The sequence below is a fragment of the Synechococcus sp. A15-44 genome (assembly GCF_014280115.1).
Taxonomy (GTDB): domain Bacteria; phylum Cyanobacteriota; class Cyanobacteriia; order PCC-6307; family Cyanobiaceae; genus Parasynechococcus.
Genome location: NZ_CP047938.1, coordinates 409,233 through 435,745, shown reverse-complemented (window position 1 = coordinate 435,745; position 26,513 = coordinate 409,233). Strand labels below are relative to the sequence as shown.

35 protein-coding genes and 2 tRNA genes are annotated in these 26,513 nt (G+C 61.4%); 27 read left to right on the top strand and 10 right to left on the bottom strand.

The window, feature by feature from the left end:
- Window positions 1–213: 213 nt before the first annotated feature.
- Window positions 214–1,671 (top strand): glycoside hydrolase 100 family protein, encoded by a 1,458-nt coding sequence (locus SynA1544_RS02370; RefSeq protein WP_186514697.1) that lies wholly within the window; start codon window positions 214–216, stop codon window positions 1,669–1,671.
- Window positions 1,672–1,747: 76 nt separating this feature from the next.
- Here the strand turns inward: SynA1544_RS02370 and petD are convergent, their stop codons facing one another.
- Together petD and petB are read right to left on the bottom strand one after the other, a co-directional pair.
- Window positions 1,748–2,230 carry a cytochrome b6-f complex subunit IV gene (gene petD, locus SynA1544_RS02365; protein ID WP_006851144.1) on the bottom strand — a complete coding sequence of 161 codons (483 nt, stop codon included), beginning with the start codon at window positions 2,228–2,230 and terminating at the stop codon, window positions 1,748–1,750.
- 39 nt (window positions 2,231–2,269) lie between these two features.
- Window positions 2,270–2,926 carry a cytochrome b6 gene (gene petB / locus SynA1544_RS02360; RefSeq protein WP_011363493.1) on the bottom strand — a complete coding sequence of 219 codons (657 nt, stop codon included), beginning with the start codon at window positions 2,924–2,926 and terminating at the stop codon, window positions 2,270–2,272.
- A 67-nt stretch (window positions 2,927–2,993) separates the two neighbouring features.
- Between petB and ctpZ the strand changes: the two genes are divergently transcribed.
- The 7 genes from ctpZ to SynA1544_RS02325 all read left to right on the top strand — a co-directional run bounded on the left by ctpZ (window position 2,994) and on the right by SynA1544_RS02325 (window position 7,674).
- A complete protein-coding gene (gene ctpZ / locus SynA1544_RS02355; protein ID WP_186514696.1) occupies window positions 2,994–4,271 on the top strand; it encodes a carboxyl-terminal processing protease CtpZ in 1,278 nt (425 codons plus the stop codon).
- The gene (locus tag SynA1544_RS02350; protein ID WP_186514695.1) at window positions 4,268–5,533 is read left to right on the top strand and encodes an HD domain-containing protein; all 1,266 of its coding nucleotides are present in this window, start codon (window positions 4,268–4,270) and stop codon (window positions 5,531–5,533) included. The genes ctpZ and SynA1544_RS02350 overlap by 4 nt, the downstream gene beginning before the upstream one ends.
- A gap of 7 nt (window positions 5,534–5,540) precedes the next feature.
- Window positions 5,541–6,179 carry a septum site-determining protein MinC gene (minC, locus tag SynA1544_RS02345; protein WP_186515414.1) on the top strand — a complete coding sequence of 213 codons (639 nt, stop codon included), beginning with the start codon at window positions 5,541–5,543 and terminating at the stop codon, window positions 6,177–6,179.
- 56 nt (window positions 6,180–6,235) lie between these two features.
- Window positions 6,236–7,048: a septum site-determining protein MinD gene (gene minD / locus SynA1544_RS02340; protein WP_006849989.1), complete on the top strand. Its 813-nt coding sequence runs from the start codon at window positions 6,236–6,238 to the stop codon at window positions 7,046–7,048.
- Window positions 7,049–7,052: 4 nt separating this feature from the next.
- Window positions 7,053–7,361 (top strand): cell division topological specificity factor MinE, encoded by a 309-nt coding sequence (minE, locus tag SynA1544_RS02335; protein ID WP_006851856.1) that lies wholly within the window; start codon window positions 7,053–7,055, stop codon window positions 7,359–7,361.
- Complete coding sequence (locus tag SynA1544_RS02330; protein ID WP_186509837.1) at window positions 7,358–7,612, top strand: helix-turn-helix transcriptional regulator; 255 nt, start codon at window positions 7,358–7,360, stop codon at window positions 7,610–7,612. Before minE ends, SynA1544_RS02330 begins: the two co-directional genes overlap by 4 nt.
- A tRNA-Thr gene (locus tag SynA1544_RS02325) sits at window positions 7,603–7,674 on the top strand. Before SynA1544_RS02330 ends, SynA1544_RS02325 begins: the two co-directional genes overlap by 10 nt.
- Window positions 7,675–7,683: 9 nt before the next feature.
- On the opposite strand, the gene SynA1544_RS02320 is transcribed toward SynA1544_RS02325, so the two are convergent.
- The 5 genes from SynA1544_RS02320 to SynA1544_RS02300 all read right to left on the bottom strand — a co-directional run bounded on the left by SynA1544_RS02320 (window position 7,684) and on the right by SynA1544_RS02300 (window position 10,896).
- Window positions 7,684–7,857 carry a hypothetical protein gene (locus tag SynA1544_RS02320; RefSeq protein ID WP_170951286.1) on the bottom strand — a complete coding sequence of 58 codons (174 nt, stop codon included), beginning with the start codon at window positions 7,855–7,857 and terminating at the stop codon, window positions 7,684–7,686.
- Window positions 7,854–8,453 carry an L-threonylcarbamoyladenylate synthase gene (locus SynA1544_RS02315; protein WP_186514694.1) on the bottom strand — a complete coding sequence of 200 codons (600 nt, stop codon included), beginning with the start codon at window positions 8,451–8,453 and terminating at the stop codon, window positions 7,854–7,856. The genes SynA1544_RS02320 and SynA1544_RS02315 overlap by 4 nt, the downstream gene beginning before the upstream one ends.
- Window positions 8,454–8,481: 28 nt before the next feature.
- Window positions 8,482–9,369 (bottom strand): peptide chain release factor N(5)-glutamine methyltransferase, encoded by an 888-nt coding sequence (prmC, locus tag SynA1544_RS02310; protein ID WP_255477685.1) that lies wholly within the window; start codon window positions 9,367–9,369, stop codon window positions 8,482–8,484.
- Window positions 9,366–10,382 (bottom strand): DNA-processing protein DprA, encoded by a 1,017-nt coding sequence (locus tag SynA1544_RS02305; RefSeq protein WP_186514692.1) that lies wholly within the window; start codon window positions 10,380–10,382, stop codon window positions 9,366–9,368. The genes prmC and SynA1544_RS02305 overlap by 4 nt, the downstream gene beginning before the upstream one ends.
- A 109-nt stretch (window positions 10,383–10,491) precedes the next feature.
- Window positions 10,492–10,896: a thioesterase family protein gene (locus SynA1544_RS02300; RefSeq protein ID WP_186514691.1), complete on the bottom strand. Its 405-nt coding sequence runs from the start codon at window positions 10,894–10,896 to the stop codon at window positions 10,492–10,494.
- An 82-nt stretch (window positions 10,897–10,978) separates the two neighbouring features.
- On the opposite strand from SynA1544_RS02300, the gene SynA1544_RS02295 reads away from it, so the two are divergent.
- A complete protein-coding gene (locus tag SynA1544_RS02295) occupies window positions 10,979–11,827 on the top strand; it encodes a universal stress protein (protein WP_186514690.1) in 849 nt (282 codons plus the stop codon).
- A 1-nt stretch (window position 11,828) separates the two neighbouring features.
- Here the strand turns inward: SynA1544_RS02295 and psbM are convergent, their stop codons facing one another.
- A complete protein-coding gene (gene psbM / locus SynA1544_RS02290; protein ID WP_025362091.1) occupies window positions 11,829–11,933 on the bottom strand; it encodes a photosystem II reaction center protein PsbM in 105 nt (34 codons plus the stop codon).
- 59 nt (window positions 11,934–11,992) lie between these two features.
- Window positions 11,993–12,469 (bottom strand): 2Fe-2S iron-sulfur cluster-binding protein, encoded by a 477-nt coding sequence (locus SynA1544_RS02285; RefSeq protein WP_186514689.1) that lies wholly within the window; start codon window positions 12,467–12,469, stop codon window positions 11,993–11,995.
- A 182-nt stretch (window positions 12,470–12,651) separates the two neighbouring features.
- Here SynA1544_RS02285 and psbB point away from each other — a divergent pair, with 182 nt between their 5' ends.
- From psbB to SynA1544_RS02230, 11 genes are all read left to right on the top strand, one after another.
- Window positions 12,652–14,211 (top strand): photosystem II chlorophyll-binding protein CP47, encoded by a 1,560-nt coding sequence (psbB, locus tag SynA1544_RS02280; RefSeq protein ID WP_186514688.1) that lies wholly within the window; start codon window positions 12,652–12,654, stop codon window positions 14,209–14,211.
- A gap of 21 nt (window positions 14,212–14,232) precedes the next feature.
- Window positions 14,233–14,328, top strand: a complete 96-nt coding sequence (locus SynA1544_RS02275) for a photosystem II reaction center protein T (RefSeq protein WP_011128841.1) — start codon at window positions 14,233–14,235, stop codon at window positions 14,326–14,328.
- Between the two features lie 213 nt (window positions 14,329–14,541).
- Complete coding sequence (nrdR, locus tag SynA1544_RS02270; RefSeq protein ID WP_186515413.1) at window positions 14,542–15,024, top strand: transcriptional regulator NrdR; 483 nt, start codon at window positions 14,542–14,544, stop codon at window positions 15,022–15,024.
- Between the two features lie 158 nt (window positions 15,025–15,182).
- A complete protein-coding gene (locus SynA1544_RS02265; RefSeq protein ID WP_186494608.1) occupies window positions 15,183–16,274 on the top strand; it encodes a 30S ribosomal protein S1 in 1,092 nt (363 codons plus the stop codon).
- A 5-nt stretch (window positions 16,275–16,279) separates the two neighbouring features.
- Window positions 16,280–17,053 carry an HAD family hydrolase gene (locus SynA1544_RS02260; protein ID WP_186514687.1) on the top strand — a complete coding sequence of 258 codons (774 nt, stop codon included), beginning with the start codon at window positions 16,280–16,282 and terminating at the stop codon, window positions 17,051–17,053.
- 23 nt (window positions 17,054–17,076) lie between these two features.
- Complete coding sequence (gene metK, locus SynA1544_RS02255; RefSeq protein WP_114987395.1) at window positions 17,077–18,312, top strand: methionine adenosyltransferase; 1,236 nt, start codon at window positions 17,077–17,079, stop codon at window positions 18,310–18,312.
- A gap of 4 nt (window positions 18,313–18,316) precedes the next feature.
- On the top strand, window positions 18,317–19,555 hold the full coding sequence (locus tag SynA1544_RS02250) for an FGGY-family carbohydrate kinase (RefSeq protein WP_186514686.1): 1,239 nt from the start codon (window positions 18,317–18,319) through the stop codon (window positions 19,553–19,555).
- Window positions 19,556–19,735: 180 nt separating this feature from the next.
- The gene (locus SynA1544_RS02245; protein WP_011363472.1) at window positions 19,736–20,011 is read left to right on the top strand and encodes a DUF2470 domain-containing protein; all 276 of its coding nucleotides are present in this window, start codon (window positions 19,736–19,738) and stop codon (window positions 20,009–20,011) included.
- Between the two features lie 54 nt (window positions 20,012–20,065).
- Window positions 20,066–20,710 (top strand): ComF family protein, encoded by a 645-nt coding sequence (locus tag SynA1544_RS02240; protein WP_255477684.1) that lies wholly within the window; start codon window positions 20,066–20,068, stop codon window positions 20,708–20,710.
- Between the two features lie 30 nt (window positions 20,711–20,740).
- Window positions 20,741–20,813, top strand: a tRNA-Phe gene (locus SynA1544_RS02235).
- A 22-nt stretch (window positions 20,814–20,835) separates the two neighbouring features.
- Complete coding sequence (locus SynA1544_RS02230) at window positions 20,836–21,075, top strand: hypothetical protein (protein ID WP_186514685.1); 240 nt, start codon at window positions 20,836–20,838, stop codon at window positions 21,073–21,075.
- On the opposite strand, the gene SynA1544_RS02225 is transcribed toward SynA1544_RS02230, so the two are convergent.
- On the bottom strand, window positions 21,076–21,516 hold the full coding sequence (locus tag SynA1544_RS02225) for a hypothetical protein (protein ID WP_255477683.1): 441 nt from the start codon (window positions 21,514–21,516) through the stop codon (window positions 21,076–21,078).
- A 119-nt stretch (window positions 21,517–21,635) separates the two neighbouring features.
- On the opposite strand from SynA1544_RS02225, the gene SynA1544_RS02220 reads away from it, so the two are divergent.
- The 7 genes from SynA1544_RS02220 to SynA1544_RS02190 all read left to right on the top strand — a co-directional run bounded on the left by SynA1544_RS02220 (window position 21,636) and on the right by SynA1544_RS02190 (window position 26,439).
- Window positions 21,636–22,292, top strand: a complete 657-nt coding sequence (locus tag SynA1544_RS02220; RefSeq protein WP_186514683.1) for a TVP38/TMEM64 family protein — start codon at window positions 21,636–21,638, stop codon at window positions 22,290–22,292.
- Window positions 22,289–22,891, top strand: coding sequence for a chromophore lyase CpcT/CpeT (locus SynA1544_RS02215; RefSeq protein WP_186514682.1), 603 nt, complete (start codon window positions 22,289–22,291; stop codon window positions 22,889–22,891). The genes SynA1544_RS02220 and SynA1544_RS02215 overlap by 4 nt, the downstream gene beginning before the upstream one ends.
- Before the next feature lie 19 nt (window positions 22,892–22,910).
- Entirely contained in the window at window positions 22,911–23,336 is a 426-nt protein-coding gene (locus SynA1544_RS02210; protein WP_186514681.1) for a hypothetical protein, read from the top strand.
- Window positions 23,333–23,908 carry a phycobilisome polypeptide gene (locus SynA1544_RS02205; RefSeq protein WP_186514680.1) on the top strand — a complete coding sequence of 192 codons (576 nt, stop codon included), beginning with the start codon at window positions 23,333–23,335 and terminating at the stop codon, window positions 23,906–23,908. The genes SynA1544_RS02210 and SynA1544_RS02205 overlap by 4 nt, the downstream gene beginning before the upstream one ends.
- A gap of 71 nt (window positions 23,909–23,979) precedes the next feature.
- Complete coding sequence (locus SynA1544_RS02200) at window positions 23,980–24,735, top strand: phycobilisome rod-core linker polypeptide (RefSeq protein ID WP_186514679.1); 756 nt, start codon at window positions 23,980–23,982, stop codon at window positions 24,733–24,735.
- A gap of 4 nt (window positions 24,736–24,739) precedes the next feature.
- Window positions 24,740–25,423, top strand: a complete 684-nt coding sequence (locus tag SynA1544_RS02195) for a pentapeptide repeat-containing protein (protein ID WP_186514678.1) — start codon at window positions 24,740–24,742, stop codon at window positions 25,421–25,423.
- A 131-nt stretch (window positions 25,424–25,554) separates the two neighbouring features.
- On the top strand, window positions 25,555–26,439 hold the full coding sequence (locus tag SynA1544_RS02190; RefSeq protein WP_006042138.1) for a phycobilisome linker polypeptide: 885 nt from the start codon (window positions 25,555–25,557) through the stop codon (window positions 26,437–26,439).
- Window positions 26,440–26,513: the final 74 nt, after the last annotated feature.

Genomic DNA, 26,513 nt, shown 5'->3' with positions numbered 1-26,513 from the left:
TCCCTTCTGGTCTCGTAAGTCGCCTCAGACACATCAAGACTTTCGCCTCAAGCGCTTCAGCCTGCACAGCAGCCTCTCGGCTCCCGCGCAAGACAAAACTATAACACCACATCCCCCGCTCTCGCAATAGGCACACCCCACGGAACATCTGAAGGGTTGCTTCCACTGGCGAAACCCGTTGCCAGAACTACGTTTCAATTGGAGGACACCGCGATGCCAACGCGTTTCACCGAACAAAGCCAGCGCTTCCGCCCCAACTCAAATGAAGGGCAGGTGCTGCAAAAAGCACGGGAACACTTCGAAGCCACGCTGATTGGCGTTCAAGGGGAACTCGCCGGCAGCGTTGCCGCGATGGAACATCGCCGCTCTGACGACGCCCTCAACTACGGCGAAATCTTCCTGCGGGACAACGTCCCAGTGATGATCTACCTGATGCTGGAAGGACGCTTCGCCATCGTGAAGCAGTTCCTGAGCGTCAGCCTCCAGCTCCAAAGCACCAACGTTCAAACCCGCGGTGTCTTCCCCACCAGTTTTGTGGAGGAAGAGGGAGAACTGGTCGCGGACTACGGCCAACGCTCGATTGGTCGAATCACCTCGGTCGATGCAAGCCTCTGGTGGCCGATTCTCTGCTGGATTTACGTCAAACGCAGTGGGGACGTCGACTTTGGCCGGAGTCCGGAAGTGCAACGGGGGTTGCAACTGCTGCTGGATCTGGTTCTTCACCCCAGCTTCGAAGGCACACCAGTGCTGTTCGTTCCGGACTGCGCGTTCATGATTGATCGCCCCATGGACGTGTGGGGCGCTCCACTGGAAGTGGAGGTGCTGCTCTTCGCAGCGCTGCGCAGCTGCGTTGGGCTGATGGAACTCTGCCAACGCCACGAGAACAGCGTTCTTCTGGGGGAACGATTGCGGCTGAGCCGGCAATGGACCCATGACTTGCGGCAGTTCCTGCTGAAGCACTACTGGGTGACCAGCAAAACAATGCAGGTGCTTCGGCGACGGCCCACGGAGCAGTACGGCGAAAACCAGCACCACAACGAATTCAACGTTCAACCCCAGGTCATCCCCGACTGGTTGCAGGACTGGCTCGAAAACCGTGGCGGTTACATGATCGGCAACATGCGGACCGGACGACCGGATTTCCGCTTCTACTCCTTGGGAAATTCCCTGGCATCACTGTTCGGGTTACTGACCGCGCCACAGCAACGGGCCCTGTTCCGACTGGTGCTGCACAACCGTGACCACCTCATGGCCCAGATGCCGATGCGCATCTGTCATCCCCCCATGGAGGGCGTGGAATGGGAGAACAAAACGGGCTCCGACCCCAAGAACTGGCCCTGGAGTTATCACAACGGTGGCCACTGGCCGAGCCTGCTCTGGTTTTTTGGTGCGTCCATCCTTCTGCACGAACGGCTGAATCCCCAGGCCGACGTGTTGCTGATGGGGCAAATGAAAACGCTGTTGGACGAGTGCTACTGGAGCCATCTCAACCAACTGCCCCGTCAGCAGTGGGCTGAATATTTCGATGGCCCCACGGGAACCTGGGTTGGACAGCAATCACGCACTTATCAGACCTGGACCATCGTTGGTTTTCTGCTGATGCACCACTTTCTCCACGTCAACCCAGACGACGTGCTGATGCTCAACCTCGACGAATCGATGGGTCACTGACGAACCACCGCAGCCATGGCACAAAAAAACCCCGGCTCTACGAGCCGGGGTCTATGAGCTGAACTCAAAGAACGGATCAGAACAGTCCGAGGGTGAGGGACTTGTCGATCGGAAGTGCTGCACCAATACCGAGGTAGATGGTGACAAGGGTTCCGGTCAGAAAGACAGTCATCGCCACGGGACGACGGAAAGGGTTCTGGAACTTGTTGAAGCTCTCGATGAAAGGAACAAGCATCAGGCCCAGGGGAACCAGGGTTTGCAGAGCAATACCCAGAAGCTTGTTGGGAACAACCCGCAGAATCTGGAACACGGGGTAGAGGTACCACTCAGGAAGAATTTCCAGAGGGGTGGCGAAGGGATCAGCCTTGTCAGCGAGCATGGCTGGATCCAGGACGGCCAGACCAACCACACAGGCGATGGTGCCGAGGATCACCACCGGGAAGATGTAGAGGAGATCGTTAGGCCAGGCAGGCTCGCCGTAATAGTTGTGACCCATGCCCTTGGCGAGCTTGGCCCGCATCTTGGGATCAGAGAGATCAGGCTTCTTGAGAATGTGCATCGTTTAGTCCAGGTGTTGAGGGAACAGTAGGAACGCAGATCACAAGGGACCAGAAATGCCCTGCTTCCGGATCATCAGGAAGTGCATGAGCATGAACACCGCCAGCAGCCAGGGCATCACGAAGGTGTGAAGGCTGTAGAAGCGAGTGAGCGTGGCCTGGCCAACGCTTTCGCCACCGCGAAGCAGTTCCACCATGAAATCGCCAACAACAGGGATGGCAGCAGGGACGCCGGAGACGATCTTCACGGCCCAGTAACCAACCTGGTCCCAGGGGAGGGAGTAACCGGTCACACCAAAGGACACGGTGATGACTGCCATGGTCACGCCTGTGACCCAAGTGAGCTCACGGGGACGCTTGAAGCCGCCGGTGAGGTACACGCGGAACACATGGAGGATGAGCATCAACACCATCATTGATGCGCTCCAGCGGTGCACAGAGCGGATCAGCCAACCGAAGCTGACGTCGGTCATCAGGTATTCAACCGACTTGTAAGCCTCAGCAACGGTGGGTTTGTAATAGAAGGTCATCGCGAACCCAGTCGCGAACTGGATCAGGAAGCACACCAACGTGATGCCCCCCAGGCAATAAAAGATGTTGACGTGGGGGGGCACGTACTTGGAACCAATGTCGTCAGCAATGTCCTGGATTTCCAGACGTTCCTGGAACCAGTCGTAAACCGGTGATGAGTTCGCCATGCACAAGCGGGCTCGAGTTGCGAAAGTCTACTGAGCACGCTTCTGCCACTGAGGCGAACCCACCGCGATGTATCCAACTGTTAACGATCTTTCAGACTGGCTGCGGCGCAGAGGTTTTCAGGCGCTGAGGCAACTGATCGCAGCGTCTCTTTGCTGCTTTTTGGTGCTGGGCAGCGCCTGCACAGCCGTTGCACTGAGCGACACACAACAGCTCGTGGTGGACAGCTGGCGGCTTGTGAACCAGGGCTTTTGGAACCCAGAGCAACTTGATGCGGTGCGTTGGAAGCGTCAACGACAGAAGGCCATGGAACGCAGCATCGAGAGCAGCAACGATGCCTATGCAGCCATCGAATCGATGCTGGCTCAGCTGGGCGACCCCTACACGCGGCTGCTTCGTCCAGAGGACTACACGGCGCTGAAGAACAGCACCAACGGCAGCCTCAGCGGTGTGGGCTTGCAACTCGGGCCGGATGAAAGCAGCAATGGTGTTGTGGTGATTTCTGCCCTCGAGGGTTCACCTGCCGGCGAGGCGGAGATCACCAGTGGCACGCAATTGCTGTCTGTTGACGGCAAGGACGTGGTGGATCTGGGTCTGGAAGGAACCGTGGCAGCGCTGCGTGGAGACGTGGGTTCGCAGGTGGTGCTGACGCTGGACAACGGCAGCGGTGAAACAAACGAGCTGACCCTGGAACGCCGCAGCGTGGACCTCAGGCCGGTGCGCACAAGACGCTTGCGCAGCGGCAGCCACACCCTTGGCTATCTGCGGATCACCCAATTCAGCGAAGGAGTTCCCGAACAGGTGAAAGAAGCCCTTTCAGAACTGCAAAACAAAGAGATCGAAGGATTGGTGCTCGACCTCCGCAACAACTCAGGCGGCTTGGTGAGCGCTGGATTGGCGGTCGCCGACGACTTCCTTTCCGGTGGCGCCATCGTTGAAACCCGCAACCGCGAGGGCATCAATGACACCATCCAGGCCAGTCTTCAGACGGTGTACGACGGACCGATGGTCACCCTTGTGAACGGAGGGACGGCCAGTGCGAGTGAAATCCTGGCTGGCGCCCTTCAGGACAACGAACGCGCCACCCTTCTCGGAGGACAGACGTTCGGCAAAGGGCTGATTCAAACGCTGACCAACCTCAGTGATGGCAGCGGCCTCGCCGTGACCGTTGCTGGCTACGTGACACCGAGTGGACGGGACATCCAAGGGGAAGGCATCGCTCCCGATCGTGGGTTATCAGATCCAGAACCCCTGAACCCCGGCGGTGACGGTGATCGCTGGCTCTCGGAAGCTGAGCAATGGATGGAGGCCCTGCTGGAACAACCCGCTGACGACACCGAGGCATGAGCCAGCGGACCTATCACGACCCTCTGCATCGCGGCATTGGTCTTGACCGCCAAGCCCCAGCCGAGGGAATGGTGATGGACCTGGTGGACACGGCGCCATTCCAGCGCCTGCGACGCATCCGCCAGCTGGGTCCGGCCTACCTCACCTTTCACAGCGCTGAATCCAGTCGATTCACCCACTCGCTGGGGGTCTTTCATCTGGCACGCCGTGCGTTTGAGCGGATGCTGCCGTTGGCACCCGAGTTGGAGACGTATCGGGGGCTGCTCTACGGAGCTGCTTTGCTCCATGACATTGGCCATGGCCCCCTCAGCCACACCGGCGAAGAGATGTTTGGCCTGCGCCATGAAGCGTGGTCCGCGCGGGTGATCCGGCATCACCCAGAGATCCATGACTGTCTTGAGAGCCATGCATCCGGCACGGCTGAGGCGGTGGCGAACCTGCTGGAGCATGGACGCAGCCCTCACCCCCTGATCAAACACCTGGTCAGCAGTCAGCTGGATTGTGACCGACTGGATTACCTCCTGCGCGACAGCTACAGCACCGGAACGCGCTACGGGCAACTGGATCTCGACCGCATCCTGGGAGCACTGACCCTGGCCCCTGACGGGGACATGGCCATTCATCCCAAGGGTCTGATGGCTGTGGAGCACTACCTGGTGGTGAGAAACCTCATGTACAGGAGCGTCTACAACCACCGGTTGAATGTGGTGTGCAACTGGCTGCTGGAAAAACTCATCCTGACGGCACGACAACTGGGGCCTGAGCAGGTGTGGGCTGATGAGGTGATGGCCAACTGGCTCTGGCAACCAGACCAGATTCCCTTGGAGGACTTCCTCGCCAACGATGACCAACGCACCGGCTACCACCTCCAGCGCTGGCAAGCCGAAGCGCCAGCAGCCCTGGCTGAACTGAGTGGGCGTTTCCTGGATCGACGCCTGCTCAAAGCAACGGCCGTTGAACATCTTTCCCCGGCGGATCAACTGCAATTGCTCGCAACAGCAAGGCGTCTGGCCGATCGTCATGGCCACGACCCTGAACTCTGCTGCGGATTGCGTCATCAACAGCTGCGCGGGTACCACCCCTATCGAGGCGGCTTGCGCCTCTGGGACGGGCAACAACTCCAAGCCCTGGAGAAAGCCTCTCCCCTGGTCGCAAGTCTGGCGACCCCGGCGGCAACCTCCTGGTTGATTCACCCCCGCGACATCAGCAACGAGCTCAGGCAGGAGATGGACGTTGAATGGCCCCGAGCAGCAGCAGCGTGAAGCAGCCATGACCTTGAGGCTTCCCGACCAGCGCCTTGATCACTGGAGGGATCGTTTGCCGGATCTGCTGAGCAGGTGTTCCCAGCCGATTGTTGATCTCGATTGCGGGGACTGGGTCCTGACCTGCAGCGACCTCGCTGATTTGTGCGCCGCCGTGAGCGAAGCAGGCCATCAACTCGGACGCATCACCGGCCAGGCAGCCGAGACCGTTGTGAGTGCTTCAGCCTTGGGACTGGACGCAAGCCGGTCCAACACGCCGTCCAGCCGTGAACCCCAGCCCAATCCTGTGACGACAGCCCCTTCCGAACTGTTGTTTCACCACGGAACCCTGCGCTCCGGTGACCATCTCCAAAGCGAGCGCACCATCCTTCTCTATGGCGATGTGAATCCCGGAGCGCGGATCAGTTCAGCCGCTGATGTTTTGGTGTGGGGTCGCCTGCGGGGCGTGGCCCATGCCGGATGTGAGGGGTCAACAACCGCGAAAATCGTTGCCCTGCAGCTGCGGCCACTGCAACTGAGGATTGCTGACGTTGTCGCCCGAGGCCCCGAGGATCTGCCCCAGACGGGTTTGGCCGAACAGGCCGAGCTCAAGGATGGCGTGATCGCCATTGAACCCGCCGTCATCCAGAGCTTTCAAAAACGCTGACGTCGTTGTCAGGCCCAAAAGCCAGATTATTCTGGCCGCACCAAAGCAGAACCCTGGTGTCGACGACCCGAACCATCCTCATCTGTTCTGGCAAAGGCGGTGTCGGAAAAACAACGACCACAGCCAACCTTGGGATCGCCCTTGCTCGCCAAGGCGCCAAGACCGTGGTCCTGGACGCGGACTTCGGTCTGAGGAACCTCGATCTGCTCCTGGGCCTGGAGAACCGCATCGTCTACACCGCTCAGGAGGTGCTGGCCGAGACCTGCCGGCTGGAGCAAGCCCTGGTGAAGCACAAGCAGGAGCCCAATCTGGCCCTGCTCCCTGCGGGCAACCCTCGGATGCTCGAGTGGCTCAAGCCCAAGGACATGCAGGCCATCGTTGCGCTGCTGGAACGCCAGTTCGATTACGTGTTGATCGACTGCCCGGCAGGCATCGAAGACGGGTTCAAAAATGCCGCGGCCGCAGCCCGAGAAGCAGTGGTGATCACCACCCCGGAAGTGGCCGCCGTGCGGGACGCTGATCGGGTGATCGGGCTTCTGAACACCCAGGGCGTTCAGCCGGTGCAGCTCGTGCTCAACAGGGTGCGGCCGAAGATGATGTCGAACCAGGAAATGCTTTCAGTGGACGACGTCACCGACATTCTGGCGTTACCTCTTCTGGGGCTTGTTTTTGAAGACGAACAGGTGATCGTGAGCACCAACCGCGGTGAACCCTTGACCCTGAGTGATTCCTCGTCCCCAGCGGCCCAGGCCTACGGCAACATCGCTCAACGGCTTCAGGGTGAAGACATTCCTCTGATGGACCCCTCCCAGGCCCGCCGCGGCCTCCGCGCCAGGATGCGCAAGCTGATGCAAACCCGGATTTTCTGAGGCGATGACACTCAAGGAATTCATCGACAAACTCCTGCGCCGTCAGCCCGCCAGTGCAGAAACAGCCAAAGAGCGGCTGCAGTTGGTGCTGGCCCACGACCGCAGTGACCTCAATCCGGAGCTGCTCGAACAAATGCGGCGCGAGATCCTCGAAGTGGTGGCCCGCTACGTGGAGATCGACCTCGCTGAAGGTGATGTGAGCCTCGAGACGGAAGATCGCGTCACCGCCCTGGTGGCCAACCTGCCGATCCGTCGCCCGATCGCCCAACCCGCAAAGGTGGAACCCTCTGAGCAGCAACCTGCTCAAGCTTGAAACCTCGAATCCCGAACCTCCTCACCCCCGCTGAACAGCGGGTGGTGCTGTTGTTGCTCGAAGGCCTCAACAACCGAGCCATCGCCCAGCGGTTGGTGATCAGTCATCGCACCGTTGAGTGCCACATCAGCAGGGCACTCCGGAAAAGCGGATGTCGCAATCGACTCGAGCTGGTGCTTTGGCTGATCAGCGATCAAGACCCCGCCTTGAATCGCCTGGCAGCCGGTACGATGCAGCCCATGCCGGCTTAGCTCAGCGGTAGAGCAGCGCTTTTGTAAAGCGAAGGCCATCGGTTCAAATCCGTTAGCCGGCTTGATCTGGATCAGGGCGACGTACTGCGGTCTGATTCGCCCGCCAGCAGCCAGATGAAGAACACCCCCAACAGCCAGGGGAGAAGATTCAGTTGAAGCGTCCAGGTGAAGACCGCTTCAAGGGGTTCCAGCACCCAATGAAGCAAGGCCATCACCAGCAGGCAGAGCCCAACAAGCGAAATCACTCGAGCACCTCAACCCCTGCTGGAATCACAGCACCCCGGCGCGCCAGGCGCCAGCGTCCGTCCTCCACCCAGACCAACACCGTGCTGGCCTGGCCCGAGGGTTGAGGCCAGGGCTGCGGACCCAGCTGCGCGACATCAGGGAAAACCAGAGCCGCCTCTGCTGCGGTCATGCTGGCGGGTTCACCGGAGCGATTGGCACTGGTGGTGGCCAACGGCCCGCTGATCTGAAGCAGTGCGCGGGTCTGCTCACAGGCCGGAATGCGGCAGCCCAGGGTTGTTCCACCGGGGTTGAGATACCGGCCTGCACCGTCATCACGGGCAGGCAACACCAGCGTGAGCGCTCCAGGCCAATAGCGCTCAGCCAAAGCTTCAACCTCCCGATGGCAGGGCCCCTCAACCTCGTGGAGCAAGTCATTGACGGATGCACCCATCAAAATGAGGGGCTTATCGGCTGGTCGGCATTTCAAGCGCCAGAGGGTCTGGGCTTGATCGGGAAGCACCGCTAGGCCCGGCAGCGTGTCGGTGGGAATGATGGCGGCTTCACCGGCACGAAGCCGCAGCGCCAGGTCGGAGGCGGCCAGAACCGGAGCAGGCATGAATCCTTCCTTCATCACAGGCGTTGCATCAGCTTGATGCGGCAGGTTTGCAAGCAAGCGCAAAGCGAAGGGTCCCCTCAAGATCAGCGGCCGCTCTGACCTCCACCAAGCCGGCATCCCGCAGCAGCTGCGTCACCTGAGCGCTCTGGTCGTGGTGGTGTTCGAGTAGTAGACAGCCCCCGGGCGACAGCCCCATTAGGGCGCCATCCACCACGCTGCGGATCGCATCCAAGCCATCTGCTCCCCCAAGCAACGCCAAGTGAGGTTCGTGGTCACGCACCACAGCCTCCAGACCGTCAACCACAGCACTGGGGATGTATGGAGGATTGCTGACCACCAAATCCAGGCTTCCCCACCAGCTCTTGAGGGGAGACCACCACGACCCGAGGTGCAGCGAACAGTTGTGATGCGGGGCGCAACGCTCAAGATTGCGTTCTGCCAACTGCAAGGCATCGGAACTGAGGTCGACGCCATGCCCTGGTGCCGTGGGCCAGGCACGGGCCAGAGCCACAGCGATGGCTCCTGAACCAGTGCCGAGGTCAGCCCAACGAGCGGGAGGGGTGGCTTTGAACTGGCTCATGGCCAGATCCACCAGCAGTTCCGTTTCCTGACGGGGAATCAAGGCGGCAGGCGACGACTCAAGCAGCACATCCCGCCAGGGACAGAGCCCAACCAGGTGCTGGAGGGGAACATTCCCATGAAGGTGACGCTCCCACAGCTCAGAGAGCGCCTCAAAAGACTTCTCCAGGGCGACGGTGCGCGTGGGGTCCAGCAGCAGCCGTTGCAGGCTGGCCCAACGAAGACCAGCGGCCAGATCAAGCAACCAATCCAGATCAGCCGCGGTGCCACCCCGGGCGAGTTGTCGGCGCCGCCACTGCAACACATCAGTGCCGGCAACGGTTGTGCAGTCTCTCAAGGCCGAGGCTTGCGCCAATGCAATCCAGATTCACACAGCAGTTCGCGCCGACATTCGAGCGCCAAAAGCTGGGGGGCCAGCTCAGCGGGGGAGCACTGCAAACGAAGCACCAGCTGATCAAAGGTCGCCCCTGAGCCAATGGCCTCCATCAACCGCTGATGCTTGCCGCGTGACTCCTCTGACCTCAACGGGCCCTCGCCAATGGAAGCGAGCAGATCCTCAGGGTGAATCAAGGCAGTTGCACCATCGCGAAGCAGGGCATTGCTGCCCCGACAGGACCAACGGCGGGCATCCCCCGGAACCACCCATATGGGGCACTGCATCCGGCTCGCCCAGCGGGCCGAAATCAATGCTCCGCTGCGTTGCGGACACTCCACCACCACAAGCGCCTGGGCAAAGGCCACCAACCAACGGTTCCGCGCCGCGAAGTGCCCTGGGCGCACACGGCAGCCGGACCGACTCGGACTGATCAACAGCCCTTGCCTGCCGACCTGCTGTTGCAACGATCGGTGGTGGGCTGGATAGACACGGTCCAAGGGTGTCCCCAACACCGCGATGGGTGCACCGTTTCTGGCCAAACAGCCGCGATGGGCTGCAGCATCAATCCCTTCCGCAAGCCCACTAAGGACGGGCCAACCCGCCTCGGCCAGACCACGGCCCAGCTCTTCAGCCATGGCAAGACCATGGTCCGAAGCGGAACGCGTACCCACCACCGCGATGGCCGTGCGGGCATGGATGTGCCGGAGCAGCGATCGATCCCCTTCGACGTAGAGCCCGGAAGGGGGTGAGTGCAGATCATCCAAGCAACAGGGCCAATCAGGATCACCCGGCAAAAGGGCACAAGCAGGCACGTCAAGCTTCGGAGCAGCCCCGCGCTCGAACCTGTAACGCTCAACGTCGCGCAAACAGTGCGCCGGCCAAGCCAGCGCCTGGCCCAAGCGTTCGATCGGCCACCCCCAGAGCTGATCAGGGCCGATGGCTTGATCGCGGCAGAGCCTGCGCAGATCAGCCATGCGGGCGTTGCCCAAGCCAGGGCAACAGGTCCAGAGCCACCACCACCCCCGCACCAGCCCCGAGCAAGTACATGTGTACTAGCACGGCAGCGGTGGCTCAGGGTTCGATTCAGAGCGATTGGCGCACCAGCTGATCCATCACCTCCTGCAGCTGCGCCGGCACGCGCCTGAGCACGCGCCCCTCACGCACCATCACAAGATTCACCGACGCCTCCGCAACCACCGCGTCTCCGCAGACAAAGCGTGAGATCCATGGCCAGCGCACCCCCTGCTGACCAGGGCATCGGCTTTCAACACACACTTCGTCGCCGTGCCGGAGCGGCTGGCGGTAATCCAGGTGAAGGGACACCACCGGCATATCGACACCCATCGCGGTCATGGCGGCATAGCCAAGGCCCGCAGCCTGGAGCGCCTCAACCCTGGCCTCCTCAAGCCACTGCACATAGGCCCCATGCCACATCACACCGGCGTAATCGGTGTGCTGTGGCAGCACACGCTTGGTCAGGGTGTACATGATCCGCGTAACGCTGTGACATCAGCTTCTCTCCACGGAGGCAACCACCCATAGGCTTCCGCAGAGACTGCTTCATCCACCTGTGTTCAGGAACCTTCTGATTGCCGACTCGGGCAAGGGTCACGTCGAGGAAATGATCCGGATGCTCCAGGACATTCCCAGCCTGAAGGCCGCAAAAATCAATTTGCTGCATGTGGTGTCGGAGCAAAGCAAGTCGCAATCCGACGGCCATCGCGACGAAGCAGAAAACCTCTTGAACAGCGCAATCACGCGCATGGGACTCAGCCCGTCGAGCGTGAGCACCTTGATTCGCGAGGGCGACACCAAGCAGACCGTGCTCAAGGTTGCCGATGAGGTTCAGGCCGACCTGATCGTGATGGGATCCCGCGGCCTGGGACGGCTTCAATCGATCCTGGCCAACAGCACCAGCCAATACGTCTTTCAGCTGTCCACGCGGCCGATGCTGCTGGTGCGGGACGACCTCTACGTCAAGCATGTCAACCGCGTAATGGTGACGATCGACGGAACAGGCGTTGGGGACGACGCTCTGCGCACGGCCTGCGAACTGGTGCGTGAAATCCCTGGCGGAACGCTCACCGGCGTTCATGTCGTACGCCAGGAGTCAGCACCCTCCCGGGGAGGCCGCACAAAAGCAGACGATGTTCTTGACGCCGCTGTTCAGCGGGCCAGGGGTTTCGGCGTCGACATGAAAGCCATCCACGCCGAAGGGAAGGACATCGGTCGCAGCGTTTGCCTGGCTGCATCGGAATGCAACGCCGACCTGGTGGTCATAGCCTCTCAGGACCGACGTCCTCTTGTCGCCAGAGGACTGGTGGATTTGGACAAGCTTCTGGGCGGATCAGTCAGCGACTACATCCGAGTGCACGCACCAGCCCCTGTGCTGCTGGTGCGTGAGCCTGAACAAGGCTGAATCAGGCCTCGTTGTTCTGCGTGCCGATGTAGAGCACGATCAGGAAGATCGCCGGAACCAGGATGAACAGGAGGCTGGCGACGAATCCGAGATCGTTGGTTTCCATGGCCGTTGGAGGGATCCAGGCGAAGGTATCACCGACAAGAGGCCTGGGGAGCGTCTGCCCTAGGCCTCGTCACCGGCGGTAGCAGCCTTGGCATCTCGGCCGTCGCCATCGCCCCCATCCTGGTCCTCCTCATCGAGCTCACTGGCCGGAGGCGCTGGCCATGCCGTGGGACCCGCCGGCAGCGGGGCCTGCCTGGCGGCAGCCAATCTCGAATCGGCATTGGCGAGCCTCACCTGAGGCCGGGTGAGAACCATGACGGACTTCTCCACCAGGGCCTGGCATGCCAGGCGCCACTCCTGGGGTCGGCGGCGCAACTTGCTGTCTTCGACGGCAGTGCGTGCCGTCAGCGCATCGGCGTTGTTTTCGTCCACCACAGAAACGAAGCAGGTGATGCACTGACCACACCCTCCGCAGTTGCCCAGCTGCCCCTTCAGGCCGTAGAGCTCGATGCCCTCGCGACGGGCCACCTCACGCAGATTCTCACCGGGGTAACACTCCACATCACGCCCTTCGCGAACAAACCGGATAACGGGCATGAGCTCACAAGCAACCAACCCCCATCATGGGCCGAAGCATTGCGTTTTGTGAACAGCAGGGTCCTGACTTTCATGTCACTGACCGTTGCGGGCAGGTCACTTTTCCCCCGCCCGATGGACTGAAGCCCTTACGATCGCCCATGTCTGGCTGCATAAGCAGTCTTGTCCCCCGAACCTGACCCATGGGATTGCCCTGGTATCGGGTGCACACCGTTGTCATTAATGACCCGGGCCGCCTTCTGGCTGTGCACCTCATGCATACAGCCCTCGTAGCCGGCTGGGCCGGCTCCATGGCTCTCTATGAGCTGGCCATTTTCGATCCGTCTGATCCTGTCCTGAACCCGATGTGGCGTCAGGGCATGTTCGTGATGCCTTTCATGTCCCGCCTTGGCGTGACCGGCAGCTGGGGTGGATGGAGCATCACTGGTGAAACGGGTGTTGATCCCGGCTTCTGGAGTTTCGAGGGCGTCGCTGCCGCTCACATCGTTTTCTCCGGCCTGATGATGCTGGCCGCCATCTGGCACTGGACCTATTGGGACCTTGAGATCTGGCAGGACCCCCGCACCGGCGAGCCTGCTCTCGACCTGCCGAAGATCTTCGGAATCCACCTGCTTCTCGCTGGACTCGGCTGCTTCGGCTTCGGTGCTTTCCACCTCACTGGCGTTTTCGGGCCAGGGATGTGGATTTCTGACCCCTATGCGCTAACAGGTCACCTCGAGGCTGTTCAACCGTCTTGGGGCCCCGAAGGTTTCAACCCCTTCAATCCCGGTGGCATCGTTGCCCACCACATTGCTGCTGGCATCGTCGGCATCATTGCCGGCATCTTCCACATCACCACTCGTCCGCCCGAGCGTCTCTACAAAGCGCTCCGGATGGGCAACATCGAAACCGTTCTGGCCAGCGCCATCGCAGCCGTGTTCTTCGCCGCTTTCATCGTGGCTGGAACCATGTGGTACGGCTCTGCAGCAACCCCTGTCGAGCTGTTTGGCCCCACCCGTTATCAGTGGGATCAGAGCTACTTCAAAACTGAGATCAACCGTCGCGTTCAAACCGCGATGGACGATGGCGCGACCCAGGAAGAAGCCTTCGAGGCCATCCCTGAGAAACTTGCCTTCTACGACTACGTCGGCAACAGCCCTGCCAAGGGCGGTCTGTTCCGCGTGGGTCCGATGGTGAACGGCGATGGTCTGGCAACCGCTTGGGTTGGTCACATTGCATTCAGCGACAAAGAAGGTCGCAACCTCGAAGTCCGTCGTCTGCCGAACTTCTTCGAGAACTTCCCTGTCGTTCTGGAAGATGAGCAGGGCATCGTCCGTGCCGACATTCCTTACCGTCGTGCGGAAGCCAAGTTCTCCTTCGAACAACAGGGCGTGACCGCCAAGGTGTTCGGTGGTGCACTGGATGGCCAGACCTTCACTGACCCTGCCGACGTGAAGCGTCTTGCCCGTAAGGCTCAGCTGGGTGAAGCCTTCGACTTCGACCGTGAGACCTACAACTCTGACGGCACGTTCCGCAGCTCGCCACGCGGCTGGTTCACCTTTGGCCACGCCACCTTCGCGCTGCTGTTCTTCTTCGGCCACATCTGGCACGGTGCCCGCACCCTGTACCGCGACGTGTTCGCTGGTATTGATCCCGACCTCGGCGATCAGGTGGAATTCGGCCTGTTCCAAAAACTGGGCGACAAGTCCACCCGTCGCCTGCCCGAGGGCTACGTTCCCCCCGCTGGAACTCCTCTCAACTGATCGCCCTCTAGGAACAACACGATGGAAAGCTTCGCTTACGTCCTCATCCTTACCCTCGCGATTGCCACCCTCTTCTTCGCAATCGCCTTCCGCGATCCGCCGAAAATCGGTAAGTGATTTAATCTCCCAAAACCCCGCCTCGGCGGGGTTTTTTCATGCTTTCCATCACCCGCCGTCGCAAGCCGGTCTCGTCCACACGAGCGGATCAAAGCAGTCTCACGTCAGCAACAGCCGTCGACGCAATCCTCAAATGAGACTGATGTCCACGAGGCCCTTCTCAAGTCTCAAATCACTGTCTACAGTTGGTGCAACTAATTGATGCCCTCGGGGATGCAGTGCCCCTCCTGCCAAAACACAGATAGTCGCGTTCTCGAATCCAGGGCAGCGGATGGTGGACGCAGCGTGAGACGACGGCGTGAATGCCTCAACTGTGAATTTCGCTTCACCACCTACGAACGGGTGGAGACCGTTCCGATCACGGTGATCAAACGCAACGGCAACCGGGAAATCTTCAGTCGCAGCAAGTTGCTGCACGGCTTGAATCGAGCTTGCGAGAAAACAGGCTTGGACACATCTCGGCTCGAATCCCTCGTGGAAGAGCTCGAACTGAAACTCCAGCAACGCAACGGCAAGGAAGTCAGCAGCACTGAAATCGGTGAGTTTGTGCTGAGGGATCTCAAGCAGATCAGCGAAGTGGCCTATATCCGCTTCGCATCGGTTTACCGCCAGTTCCGTGGCATTGACGACTTCGTGTCGACCCTGGAAACACTGAACGCCGATCAGGAACAGAACAACCTGGCCACAGTTCGTTGAATCGGTTCGTTGACTTCAGTGCGTTGAACCACTAGGCGGCATCGCTGCACTGAAGCCGTCGGCCAGGTCTGTAAAGTCAGTAGTTCTCCATGAAACGTCGGCGGGCGTTCCATGCGATTTTTTCGAACTACCCACCTGAGGTAGACCGCCAGCCCCCCATGTCTGCGACTCCGACAGAAGAACAGATCCAGGATCAGGTTCAGGACGCGAACGCCACAGAAGCCTCTGCAGAAACCGCCGCCGCCGAACAGGCGTTTGAGGGTGAGGATCTGAGCATTCCTGAAGACGTCCCCACCGCGGATGATCCAAGCAGCCGCGCCGCCAGCCGCAGCCTGGACGATGCCGGATTCACCATCGATGAGTTCGCGGCTCTCCTCAGCAAGTACGACTACAACTTCAAGCCTGGCGACATCGTCAACGGCACGGTCTTCGCCCTGGAATCGAAGGGCGCCATGATCGACATCGGCGCCAAGACGGCTGCCTTCATGCCTCTGCAAGAGGTGTCGATCAACCGGGTCGAGGGCCTGAGCGACGTGCTCCAGCCCGGAGAGATCCGCGAGTTCTTCATCATGAGTGAGGAGAACGAAGATGGTCAGCTGGCCCTGTCGATCCGTCGGATCGAATACCAGCGGGCATGGGAGCGGGTCCGCCAGCTCCAGAAGGAAGACGCCACCATCTACTCCGAAGTGTTTGCCACCAACCGTGGTGGTGCCTTGGTCCGCGTTGAAGGTCTGCGGGGCTTCATCCCCGGATCCCACATCAGCACCCGCAAGCCGAAGGAAGAACTGGTTGCCGACTTCCTGCCTCTGAAGTTCCTCGAGGTGGACGAAGAGCGCAACCGCCTGGTGCTCAGCCACCGCCGCGCCCTGGTGGAGCGGAAGATGAATCGCCTGGAAGTGGGCGAAGTTGTGGTGGGTACTGTCCGCGGCATCAAGCCCTACGGCGCCTTCATCGACATCGGTGGTGTCAGCGGTCTGCTGCACATTTCCGAGATCAGCCACGAGCACATCGAGACCCCCCACTCGGTGCTGAACGTGAATGATCAGATGAAAGTGATGATCATCGATCTGGATGCCGAGCGCGGCCGGATTTCGTTGTCCACGAAGGCTCTCGAGCCCGAACCCGGCGACATGCTCACCGACCCCCAGAAGGTGTTCGAAAAAGCCGAGGAAATGGCCGCTCGCTACAAGCAGATGCTGATGGAGCAGGCCGAAGAGGGCGAAGATCCGATCAGCTCCATGATGATCTGAGCCTGATGGCCCAACTGCTGCTGAAGGGACATCCCATCGGCAATTTCCAAGGGGTGCTGTTCGATAAGGACGGCACCCTTTCCCATAGCGAGCCGCATCTGCTGGCCTTAGCAGACGCACGCATCAACAAAGCCGTCAAGGTTGCTCAGGAACAAGCCCCTGCGCTGAACCCCTCTGAGCTGAGCCACACCCTGCTCAGAGCGTTCGGTGTTGGCCAAAGCATGCTCGATCCCGGCGGGACCCTGGCGGTGGCCTCCAGGCAGGACAACATCGCCTCGACGGCAACGGTGTTCTGCCTGTTGGGCTGCTCATGGCCCCAGGCTCTCTCCCTGGCCCACACCTGCTTCGACGCGGTTGACCAGGACGGCCTGATCGACACAACCCCAAGCCCATTGATCAACGGGGCTGGGCAACTGCTGCGGAACCTGCACCAGCAGGGCGTCTCCGCTGCTGTGATCAGCAACGACACCCATTCAGGCATTGAAGACTTCCTGGGTCACCATCAGCTCGGCGCAGGCATTGCCGGCATCTGGAGTGCTGATGACCATCCGCGCAAACCCGATCCACAGGCCGTTCTGGAGCTGTGCAACAGGCTTGGCCTGCCACCCCAACGGTGTGCCTTGGTTGGCGATGCGGAGACCGACCTTCAGATGGCCCTCGAAGCCGGTATCGGCGGCGTGATCGGCTTCACCGGTGGCTGGAAGCGTGCTCCGGAACTGCCATCAGCCCAGCATCTCCTCCACAGCTGGGATCACCTCTCCGTAAGCACCAACTCGTAAAGTCTCGCGATCTGGAGCGCCGAATGAGCCGTTACGTCTTTACGTCTGAATCCGTAACCGAAGGGCATCCCGACAAGATCTGCGACCAGGTGAGCGACGCCGTTCTGGATGCTCTGCTGGCCCAGGATCCCGCCAGCCGTGTGGCCTGCGAGACCGTTGTGAACACCGGCCTCTGCATGATCACCGGTGAGGTGACCTCCAAGGCGCAGGTGGATTTCATCCACCTGGTGCGCAACGTGATCAAGGAGATCGGTTACAGCGGCGCCCGGGCCGGTGGCTTCGATGCCAACAGCTGTGCGGTGCTGGTGGCCCTCGACCAACAGTCCCCCGACATCGCCCAGGGCGTGAATGAGGCCGACGACCACGCCGGTGATCCCCTTGATCTGGTGGGTGCCGGCGACCAGGGAATCATGTTCGGCTACGCCTGCAACGAGACGCCCGAACTGATGCCATTGCCGATCAGCCTGGCCCACAGGCTGTCGCGCCGCCTGGCCGAAGTGCGCCACAACGGAACCCTGGGTTACCTACTTCCCGATGGCAAAACCCAGGTGAGCGTCGTCTACGAAAACGACAAGCCCGTCTCAATCGACACGATCCTGATCTCCACCCAGCACACCGCTGAAGTGGACGGAATCAGTGATGAGCAGGGCATCCGCGAGCGCATCACCGAAGACCTCTGGACCCATGTGGTGGAGCCGGCGACCGCCGATCTGGCCCTCAAGCCCTCCCGTGAGGCCACCAAGTATCTGGTGAACCCCACCGGCAAGTTTGTGGTGGGCGGCCCTCAGGGCGATGCCGGCCTCACCGGCCGCAAGATCATCGTGGACACCTACGGCGGCTATGCCCGCCACGGCGGTGGTGCTTTCTCCGGCAAGGACCCCACCAAAGTGGACCGTTCGGCCGCCTACGCCGCGCGCTATGTGGCCAAGTGCCTTGTGGCCGCAGGGCTCGCCGAACGGGCCGAAGTGCAGCTGAGCTACGCCATCGGCGTAGCCAAGCCCGTTTCGATCCTGGTGGAATCCTTCGGCACCAGCGCACTGGCCAACGATGCGCTCACCGCCTTGGTGCAGGAACACTTCGATCTGCGCCCCGGCGCCATCATCGAGACCTTCGGCCTGCGCAACCTGCCCCAACAACGGGGCGGCCGTTTCTATCAGGACACTGCGGCTTACGGCCATTTCGGGCGCAACGACCTCAACGCCCCCTGGGAAGACGTGACAGCGAAAAGCCAGGAGCTGAAGCAGGTCGCCGCGGCCTGAAGCCATGACGGATTCACCGCTGGTGCTCGGAATCGACCTGGGCACCAGCGGAATCCGCACAGCCGTTGTTGCCGCTAACGGCGCGGTTCTCGACAGCCGATCCCAGGCCTACGGCGGAGACTTCGCCAACCCCCACAGCTGGCGCGAAGGCTGTGGGGATCTGATCAGGGCAATCCCAGCCCAGCTGCGATCCCAGCTGCAAGCCCTCGCCGTGGATGGCACCTCCGGCACGCTGCTGGCCTGTAATCGCGATGGTTCCCCACTGGGGAAAGCACTGGCCTACTCCCAGAGCTGCCCTGAACTGCAGTCAGCCCTGCAGCCTTTGGTGGATCCGGGTAGTCCAGCCGCCAGCTGCAGCGGCAGCCTGGCCCGGGCCTTGCGGCTCCTCAACTGCCATGGCGAGGCGATCCTGCTGCGGCATCAGGCCGACTGGATCAGCGGATGGCTGCTGAACGATTGGAGCTGGGGAGAAGAAGGCAACAACCTGCGTCTGGGTTGGGATCTGATCACCAACAGCTGGCCAGCCCGTTTTGCCGAACAGTCCTGGCGGCAGGCACTACCTGAAATCCGTCCCAGCGGCAGCATTCTCGGGATGATCGCACCGGAGCAGGCCAAGGCCTTAGGCCTGGAGAACGATCTGATCGTCGTTGCCGGCACAACGGATTCCAATGCCGCCGTCCTCGCCGCCGATCCCGGTCCCGGAGATGGGATCACCGTGCTGGGAACCACCCTGGTGATGAAGTGCTTCACCGAGACGCCCCTGCACGCCCCGGGCGTCACCAGCCATCGCGTGGGGGGACGCTGGCTCTGTGGAGGCGCCTCCAATGCAGGGGCCGGTGTGCTGCGGCGTTTTTACAGCGACGACCAACTCAGCGAACTGAGCCGCCAGATCAACCCGAACACCGACAGCGGACTCCGCCTGCGGCCGCTTCCCGCCCCGGGGGAACGTTTCCCTGTGGATGATCCAGAGCTGCTGCCGGTGCTTGAACCACGGCCGGTGAGCGATGCCCTGTATCTGCATGGACTGCTGGAAGGTCTCGCCGAGATCGAAGCGCAGGGTTGGCAGCGCCTGAACGAGCTGGGTGCTGCTGCACCCAGGCGGATCATCAGCATCGGCGGTGGAGCGCGCAATCCCCAATGGCGACGGCTCCGGGAACGCCGCCTCGGCTGCGCCGTAACGAGTTGCCAAACTCCCCCTGCTGCAGGGGTGGCGCGACTGGCCCAACAGGCACTGGTCGGGTGAGAATTCCGGCATCACGCCCCACCCCCATGCCCACCAAGCTCCGCGATGGTCTGGCCATCGGCCTTTTCGTCGTTCTGGCCGGGTACGTGGGCTTCAGCGGCATTCGCCTCGGCCTTTTGTTGATCGAGCGCTTCGCTTGAGCCGATCACTGCAAAGATTGCATTCACCTGTTTGATCCCAATGCCTGCAGACCCCCTCACTGATGCCGTCAGCACACGGATCTGCAAACACATGAACGACGACCATGCCGAAGCGGTGCTCGCCTACGCCAAGCACTACGGCGGCGTCAGCAATCCCGCTGCAGCACGCATGGTGTCTGTAAAAGCAGAAACCATGGAACTGGAGGTGGATGGCGCCAGCGTCAGCATTGCCTTCGATCACACCCTCACCGACAGCGAAGACGCCCACCGCACCTTGGTGGCGATGCTGCGGGCGATGCCCAAAGAAGGCGCCTGATCTCGGAGCGATTGAGCCGAACAGTGGAACGCTCGTTGCAGCGACCGACCTGCTGTGCATCGCGCGCTCCTGAGCTTTGCCCAAACCCTGCTGATCGAGCCCCGCTGCCCGATCTGCGATGGACCTTGGGACAGCCCACTGCCGCCGACGGCTCCCTGCACCACGTGCCTCGATGCCCTTGCTCTCCCTGGTCAGGGACTCAAGGGCTTGCTGCCCTTGCCGTGGTGCGCTCTCGGGCCTTACGCAGGCCAGCTGCGCCAGCTGCTGCTGAAGCTGCGTCAACCGCGCCAAGGCAAAGCGCTTGCGGCCTTGGTTCAGCTGCTGTCTGAGCGATGCACCCTTCCTGCAACAGCCGTGCTGGTGCCGATTCCAAGCTGGAAGCAGCAACGATCCAACCCCCTGCCGCAGCGCATGGCCCTGGGATTGGGCCGGCCGACGGCAGAGCTGCTGCAGCGCACCCGTGCCGGGTTGAGCCAACACCATCTGAACAGACGCCAACGCCAAACCAACCTGATCGGGGCGTTCCAGGCCTTCCCCATGGACAAACAAGGAGCCCACAGCTCGGTCTGGCTCGTGGACGACATCCTCACAACCGGATCCACCGCATTGGCTGCCCGTCAGGCCCTTGAAGCTGCTGGCCACCGCGTGGCTGGATTGATCTGCCTGGGACGAACCCCCGCAAGGGAGCGCAGGCGGTGATTTAAGATTCTCGGGTCGCTTCGGCGGCGCGCCGGGATAGCTCAGTTGGTAGAGCAGGCGACTGAAAATCGCCGTGTCCCCAGTTCAAATCTGGGTCCTGGCATCACATTGATGCCAAAACTGCCGTGTCATTCATCTCTCCAGATGCAGGCACAGATCGCGTTTTCGACAACGCGGACAGTTTTGCCATGGTGTTCGACCGCACCTGGAAGCAACTGCGAGGCAGCAACAAAGCTGAGCTCAGCCAGGACGATCATCTCGAAGCTGTTCTCGAGGCGATGGCCGATCATCCCTTTCTGATCAGTTCACCGGACATGGCGAGGCAGGTGGCCGCCTTCCGGATCAGGTTGCTGGAACTGGCCTGATCAGGCGGAGAGCAGATCGATCTGGGGATCATCCACGTATTCCGTGTCATCGGTGATGGTGTCGTCATTGAGGGCCTCGTCCTCGACACGGTCGCCATCCATCTCCACCCCCATCTCCATCTCAGGGGTCTCTGAGACCTCGTGAGCTTCGTCTGCTGGAACGTCCTCGGCGGGGGAATCAGCATGGAGAGCCAACACCTCGCCTGGGGTCAGACGATCCCGAAGCATCCGCACCTTCTCTTCGCTGGCCAGGAGCAATTCTCCGGCGTCATCACTGACCGCAGCGATCTCCGCATCCACCAGCTGCTGCCCTTCAACGTCGGCCAACCGCGTCTCCAGCTCCATCAAGCGGTCCGCCAAGGTTTCCACCACTTCACTGAGGCTGAGCAAATGGGTGCACAGCTGTTGCTCGAACGCGGTGCGCGGGGAGGTGCTGGTCACCGGGCTGGCCTCGTGTTGAGAAATTTCGCTGATGGTATCGATGCTGAGCTTCGTGTCCACGGCCCTGGGAAAAGCCACGACTGGCCTACATTCCCGGGGGCTTTCAAGCGCTTGAAGAGATGTCCAGGCTGAAGACAGGGCTAAAGGTCAGCGCCTGGGTCGCCATCTTCATTGTTGCCGTCGTCTATCTGCAGCGTTACGGCATCGCACCGCTGCAAAGCGCCGTCAACGACATGGGCATCTGGGCCCCCCTCGGCCTGTTTCTTCTACGGGGGGTGAGCATCATCCTGCCGGCGCTGCCCAGTTCGGTGTATTCGCTGCTGGCCGGCTCGCTGCTGGGCTTCAAAGCGGGCTACCTCACGATCATCTTGTCGGACCTGGTGTTCTGCAGCGCGGCCTTCTTCATTGCCCGCCGCTGGGGACGCGGACCGGTGAGCCGACTGGTGGGGGCCAGCGCGATGAAGCGCATCGATGGCTTCAGCAAGAACCAGCTGGAAGGCAACTTCTTTTTGATGACAGGCCTGCTGATGACCGGACTGTTTGATTTCCTCAGCTATGCGATCGGGATCAGCCGCACCCACTGGCGTCTGTTCGCTCCGGCCCTGCTGATCAGTGTGCTGATCAGCGATTCGATCCTCGTAGCCGTCGGAGCAGGCGCCGCTCAGGGCGCCAGCCTCACCCTGGGCTTGGCTCTGCTGGCCATGTTTGCCCTGGCGACAGTCACCGGATTGCTCAAGCGGAAATCGGCCAGCGCCTCAGAAACACCAGCACGATGAGCGATCAAACAGCGTCTCGAAACGCCCTGCTGAAGATGCTGAGCGGCAGCTTCAGCAACCAGCAGCAGGCCTTCGACAATCCCCCCCTCTACGCCCACATCCTGGTGCGGTTCCGGCCGGCACCTCAACTCGCTCCGGGCTCCCTGCTGCTGGAGCAGGCCTACGCCATTGCCCCGAACGAGCCCTATCGCATCCGCGTGCTGCGGCCCTGGATCTGCCCCGAGCGGGGTTTGGTGATCCTCAACTTCAACATCAAAGATGGCCAGCGCTTCGGCGGTGCCGTGGAGGATCCCGAGCGCATCCTCGAGATCAAAGAGGACGATCTCTCTCTGCTTGAGGGCTGCACCTACCTCGTTTCAACCGCCGACAACGGTTTTGAAGGAACCGTCGAGCCTGGCTGCCGCTGCCTGGTGAAGCGCAAGGACCGCACCACTTATTTGGTGAGCAGCTTTGTGCTCAACCCGGAGGGAATGGAGACCATCGACCGGGGCTACGACCCGGACACCCATGAGCATCTTTGGGGCTCGATCGCGGGAGCATTTCGATTCACACGCACCGGTGACTGGAGCGAGGAAATTCCGGAACACTGGTTACATTGAGTTTTGAAGATGGTTCTCGATGAGCGCGCTGGCTGATCCGAGAATTTCTGCCCTGCAGGAGCAAGCCGGCCCGAGTGGCGAGCTTGATCTGCCGGTTGGCGAGGGTTGTTTTCGTATCAACCTTCTCGACGACAACATCGCCCTCTGGCAAGAGACGTTTGAGCAGCAGACCGCTCCTGCCAATTTGCTGTTGGCGTGCGCAGGCAGCAGCGGAGAGCTAAAAGACACTCGCCTGACCTGGGTTGTTGGATCAGCCATCCGCACAGCAACGGCGTCAAGCCCAGACGCCGTCGGCTGGCTGTTGTCGCAGTTGGGGGTACCAACAGAACTCACGGAAGCAGCCATCACCCGCTGCCCTGGCCTGGGAGACGACCTCGTCTGGGCCTTCTACCTGGAACGCCACGGCTGGCTGATCGCCACACCGGTGGCCAAGGTCAACCCTTGACCCTGCAAAACATCGACTTCAAGACCCTGGTGCAAACCGCACAGGTTCAGGGGCTGAGCATCAACCAAGATTTGCCGCAGGCCACGCGCAGCATTCTTGAGCGTGCTGATCAAGCCCAACGCCAGCTCACGACCGATGAGCTGGCCACGATCTGCCAGGCTTCCGGCGTTGATGCGTCGCTCCCCGGCAGCCTGATCCAACGCTCGGATCAACTGGTGAACCAGGCGCGGGGACATCTGCTTGAAACCCAGCCGCACCTGGTGCAACCGGGAGGAGCTCTTCACCCGCAGGACAGGGCTGAGGCCTGCTGGCGCGACTGCTGGAACTTTCTACGCGTGATCACCTACGCGGTGGCCTGCAACCAAAGCTGCTTTACAAACCCGAGCGGAATGGCCGCCCTAAGGGAGCTGTACAGACGAATGAACGTGCCCATCGAGGGGATGAACATCGCCCTCGACCAGCTCAAAGCGCTTGCGCTGGAGGGGGTCTCACGATCAAACGACTGTCAGCTGATCGACGCCTGCTTCCAACACCTGAGAGAGCAGCTCAACAAAACTGCAGTTAAGAGCTGATAAGAGACCGGCCTTGAGGGGGCAACCCGAGAGAAGATCTCCGCCAAGTATTTCTACTCACGGCGCACGCCATGGCCATCCCGCTCCTTGGGTACCCGCTCAGCACGCAGAACGGTCGCGTCAGCAACCTGGCCGGCAACACCAGCACCGTTCAGGCTCAGCTCTATCCATCTGCCGCCGGCGACGCCACGGCCGTGAGTGGAATCGATGCCGTGATCGAGCGCGCCTACCGGCAGGTGTTTTTCCATGCCATGCGCAGCGACCGGGAACCCTTCCTGGAATCGCAACTGCGCAACGGCAACATCACGGTGCGCGACTTCATCCGCGGCCTGCTGCTCTCCGAACGGTTCCAGCAGGGCTACTACCAGTGCAGCTCCAACTACCGGATGGTGGATCAGGTGGTGGGCCGTGTGCTCGGCCGGCCGACTCATGGCGACGCCGAACGCCGGGCCTGGTCGATCGTGATCGGCGAGAAGGGCTTCACCGCCTTTGTCGATGCCCTGCTCGATAGTGCCGAATACATGGACAGCTTCGGCTACGACCTGGTGCCGCAGCAGCGGTCGCGCGTGCTGCCGGGTCGATCCATGGGTGAAACGCCGATTTACCAGCAATTCCCGCGCTACGGAGCCGACTGGCGCGACTCGCTTCAGAACCGTGCTCCCAGTGCTCAAGCCGGCCAGATGCAGCAGCTGGAAACATCGGCCGCCTGGGTCAACGGCCAGCCACCGGCCTTCGCGCTGAAGCTCTGGCTTGGCCTCGCCCTGGTGGGCGGCTTCGAACTGGGCCGCGTGGTCCTTACCATCGCCTTCTCGATGCTGCGCAGCTGATCCGTTGACGGCGACACCCCTCGATCTCACCACCTGGCATCCGCCGGAACTGACCCGCGCAAGCGATGCGCTCACTTCTCCAGTGGATGCCCGTGGCGCCGACTGGCGCGACGTGACCTTGAGCAACGTCGACCTACACGACGCCAATCTTTGCCGAACCGACCTACGCGGCGCTGATCTTTCCAGCTGCGATCTGAGTGGTGCGGATCTGCGCCTCGCCCGTTACGACCACAAAACCCAGGTGCCCGAGGGGTTTGACCTGCGCAGCAGCGGCGCGGTTGGCCCAGGCGCTCGCCTCAGCGGCGTGTTTCTGAACAACACCGACCTGCGCGGCATGGATCTGCGTGGTGCCGTGCTGATGGGGGCCTATCTCAGCGGCACCGATCTCAGTGGAGCCCTCCTGGATGGCGTTCGCTTCGTTGGCTCCGATCTGCGCCATGCCCTGCTGCGAGGAGCCCTCTGCCGAGGCAGCCGCTTTGGCAGCTGCCAGTTGGATTTCGCCGATTTCCGGGGCGCTGATCTGAGCGAAGCGGGCCTGGATGGCGCCGAATCCATGGCCGGCGCAGACTTTTCACAAACCATCGGCCTCGAATCGCAACGGGCCGCCCTGCTCACGCGCCCCTATGCCGAGCTCGACACCTGGAACCCGCGCACCCGACAAACAACCCGCACCTCGCTGGAGGCCTGAAACCCGCCGGGAGCGGCCGAAAGCGTCATGTCACGCAACATTCGGACATATTTGATTGAGCTTTATAAAGAAGCAAGCCACACAGACAGGTTTTCATCGGAGCATGACGTCGCGACGACGCGTCTCCTCCTATGCCCTTCGGTCCTGCCTCACTCCTCGGGGTTGAGCGTTTCTCTCAGGAAAGCGAAGCTCCGCTCGAGCTGATCCCTGGGGATGACGACGCCAAGAAAGAACAGATCATCAATGCGGTGTACAAGCAGGTGCTTGGCAACGCCTACGTGATGGAGAGCGAGCGTCAGCTCGTGGCTGAATCCCAGTTCAAGCTCGGTGAAATCAGCGTGCGTGAGTTCGTGCGCATGGTTGCCAAGAGCGAGCTGTACCGCGGCCGTTTCTTCGACACCTGCGCCCGCTACCGCTACATCGAACTGGCCTTCCGCCACCTGCTGGGACGCGCACCCGTGGACTTCGATGAGATGCGTGCCCATGCCGAGCGCCTGGACAGCAAGGGCTACGACGCCGACATCGACAGCTTCCTCGATTCCGACGACTACCAGAACACCTTTGGTGAGTGGACGGTGCCTTACCAGCGCGGCTGGAAGACCGAAAGCTGCACCACCATGCAGGAGTTCACCTGGAGCTTCCAGCTGCTGCGGGGCAACAGCAGCAGCAGCCTGAAAGGCGACCTTTCCGGCATCACCAGCAAGCTTGGCGGCAACGCTTACCAGAACCGCCCCATGGCGGTGGTCCCCCCATCCTCCAGCGAAACCCAGGGCTGGAGCTTCCGTCCCTCCAAGAACCTGCAGGACGCTGCCACCCGCCTGGGCAGCGGCGCCACCGATCAGGGCAAGACCTACCGGGTGGAAGTCACCGGGTACAGCGCCAACAACGTGCGGCGCATCTCCCGCTACACCCGCTCCAACCGGGTGTACTACGTGCCCTTCGACAAGCTCTCCGAGCAGTTCAAGCGCATCCATGCCGAAGGCGGCACGATCGCCAGCATCACCCCCGCGAACTGAGGTACACCCTCAGTCCCTCTCCCATAGCAGAACCTTCTGGATGGTGACACCAGCCAGAAGGTTCCGGGAGTAAC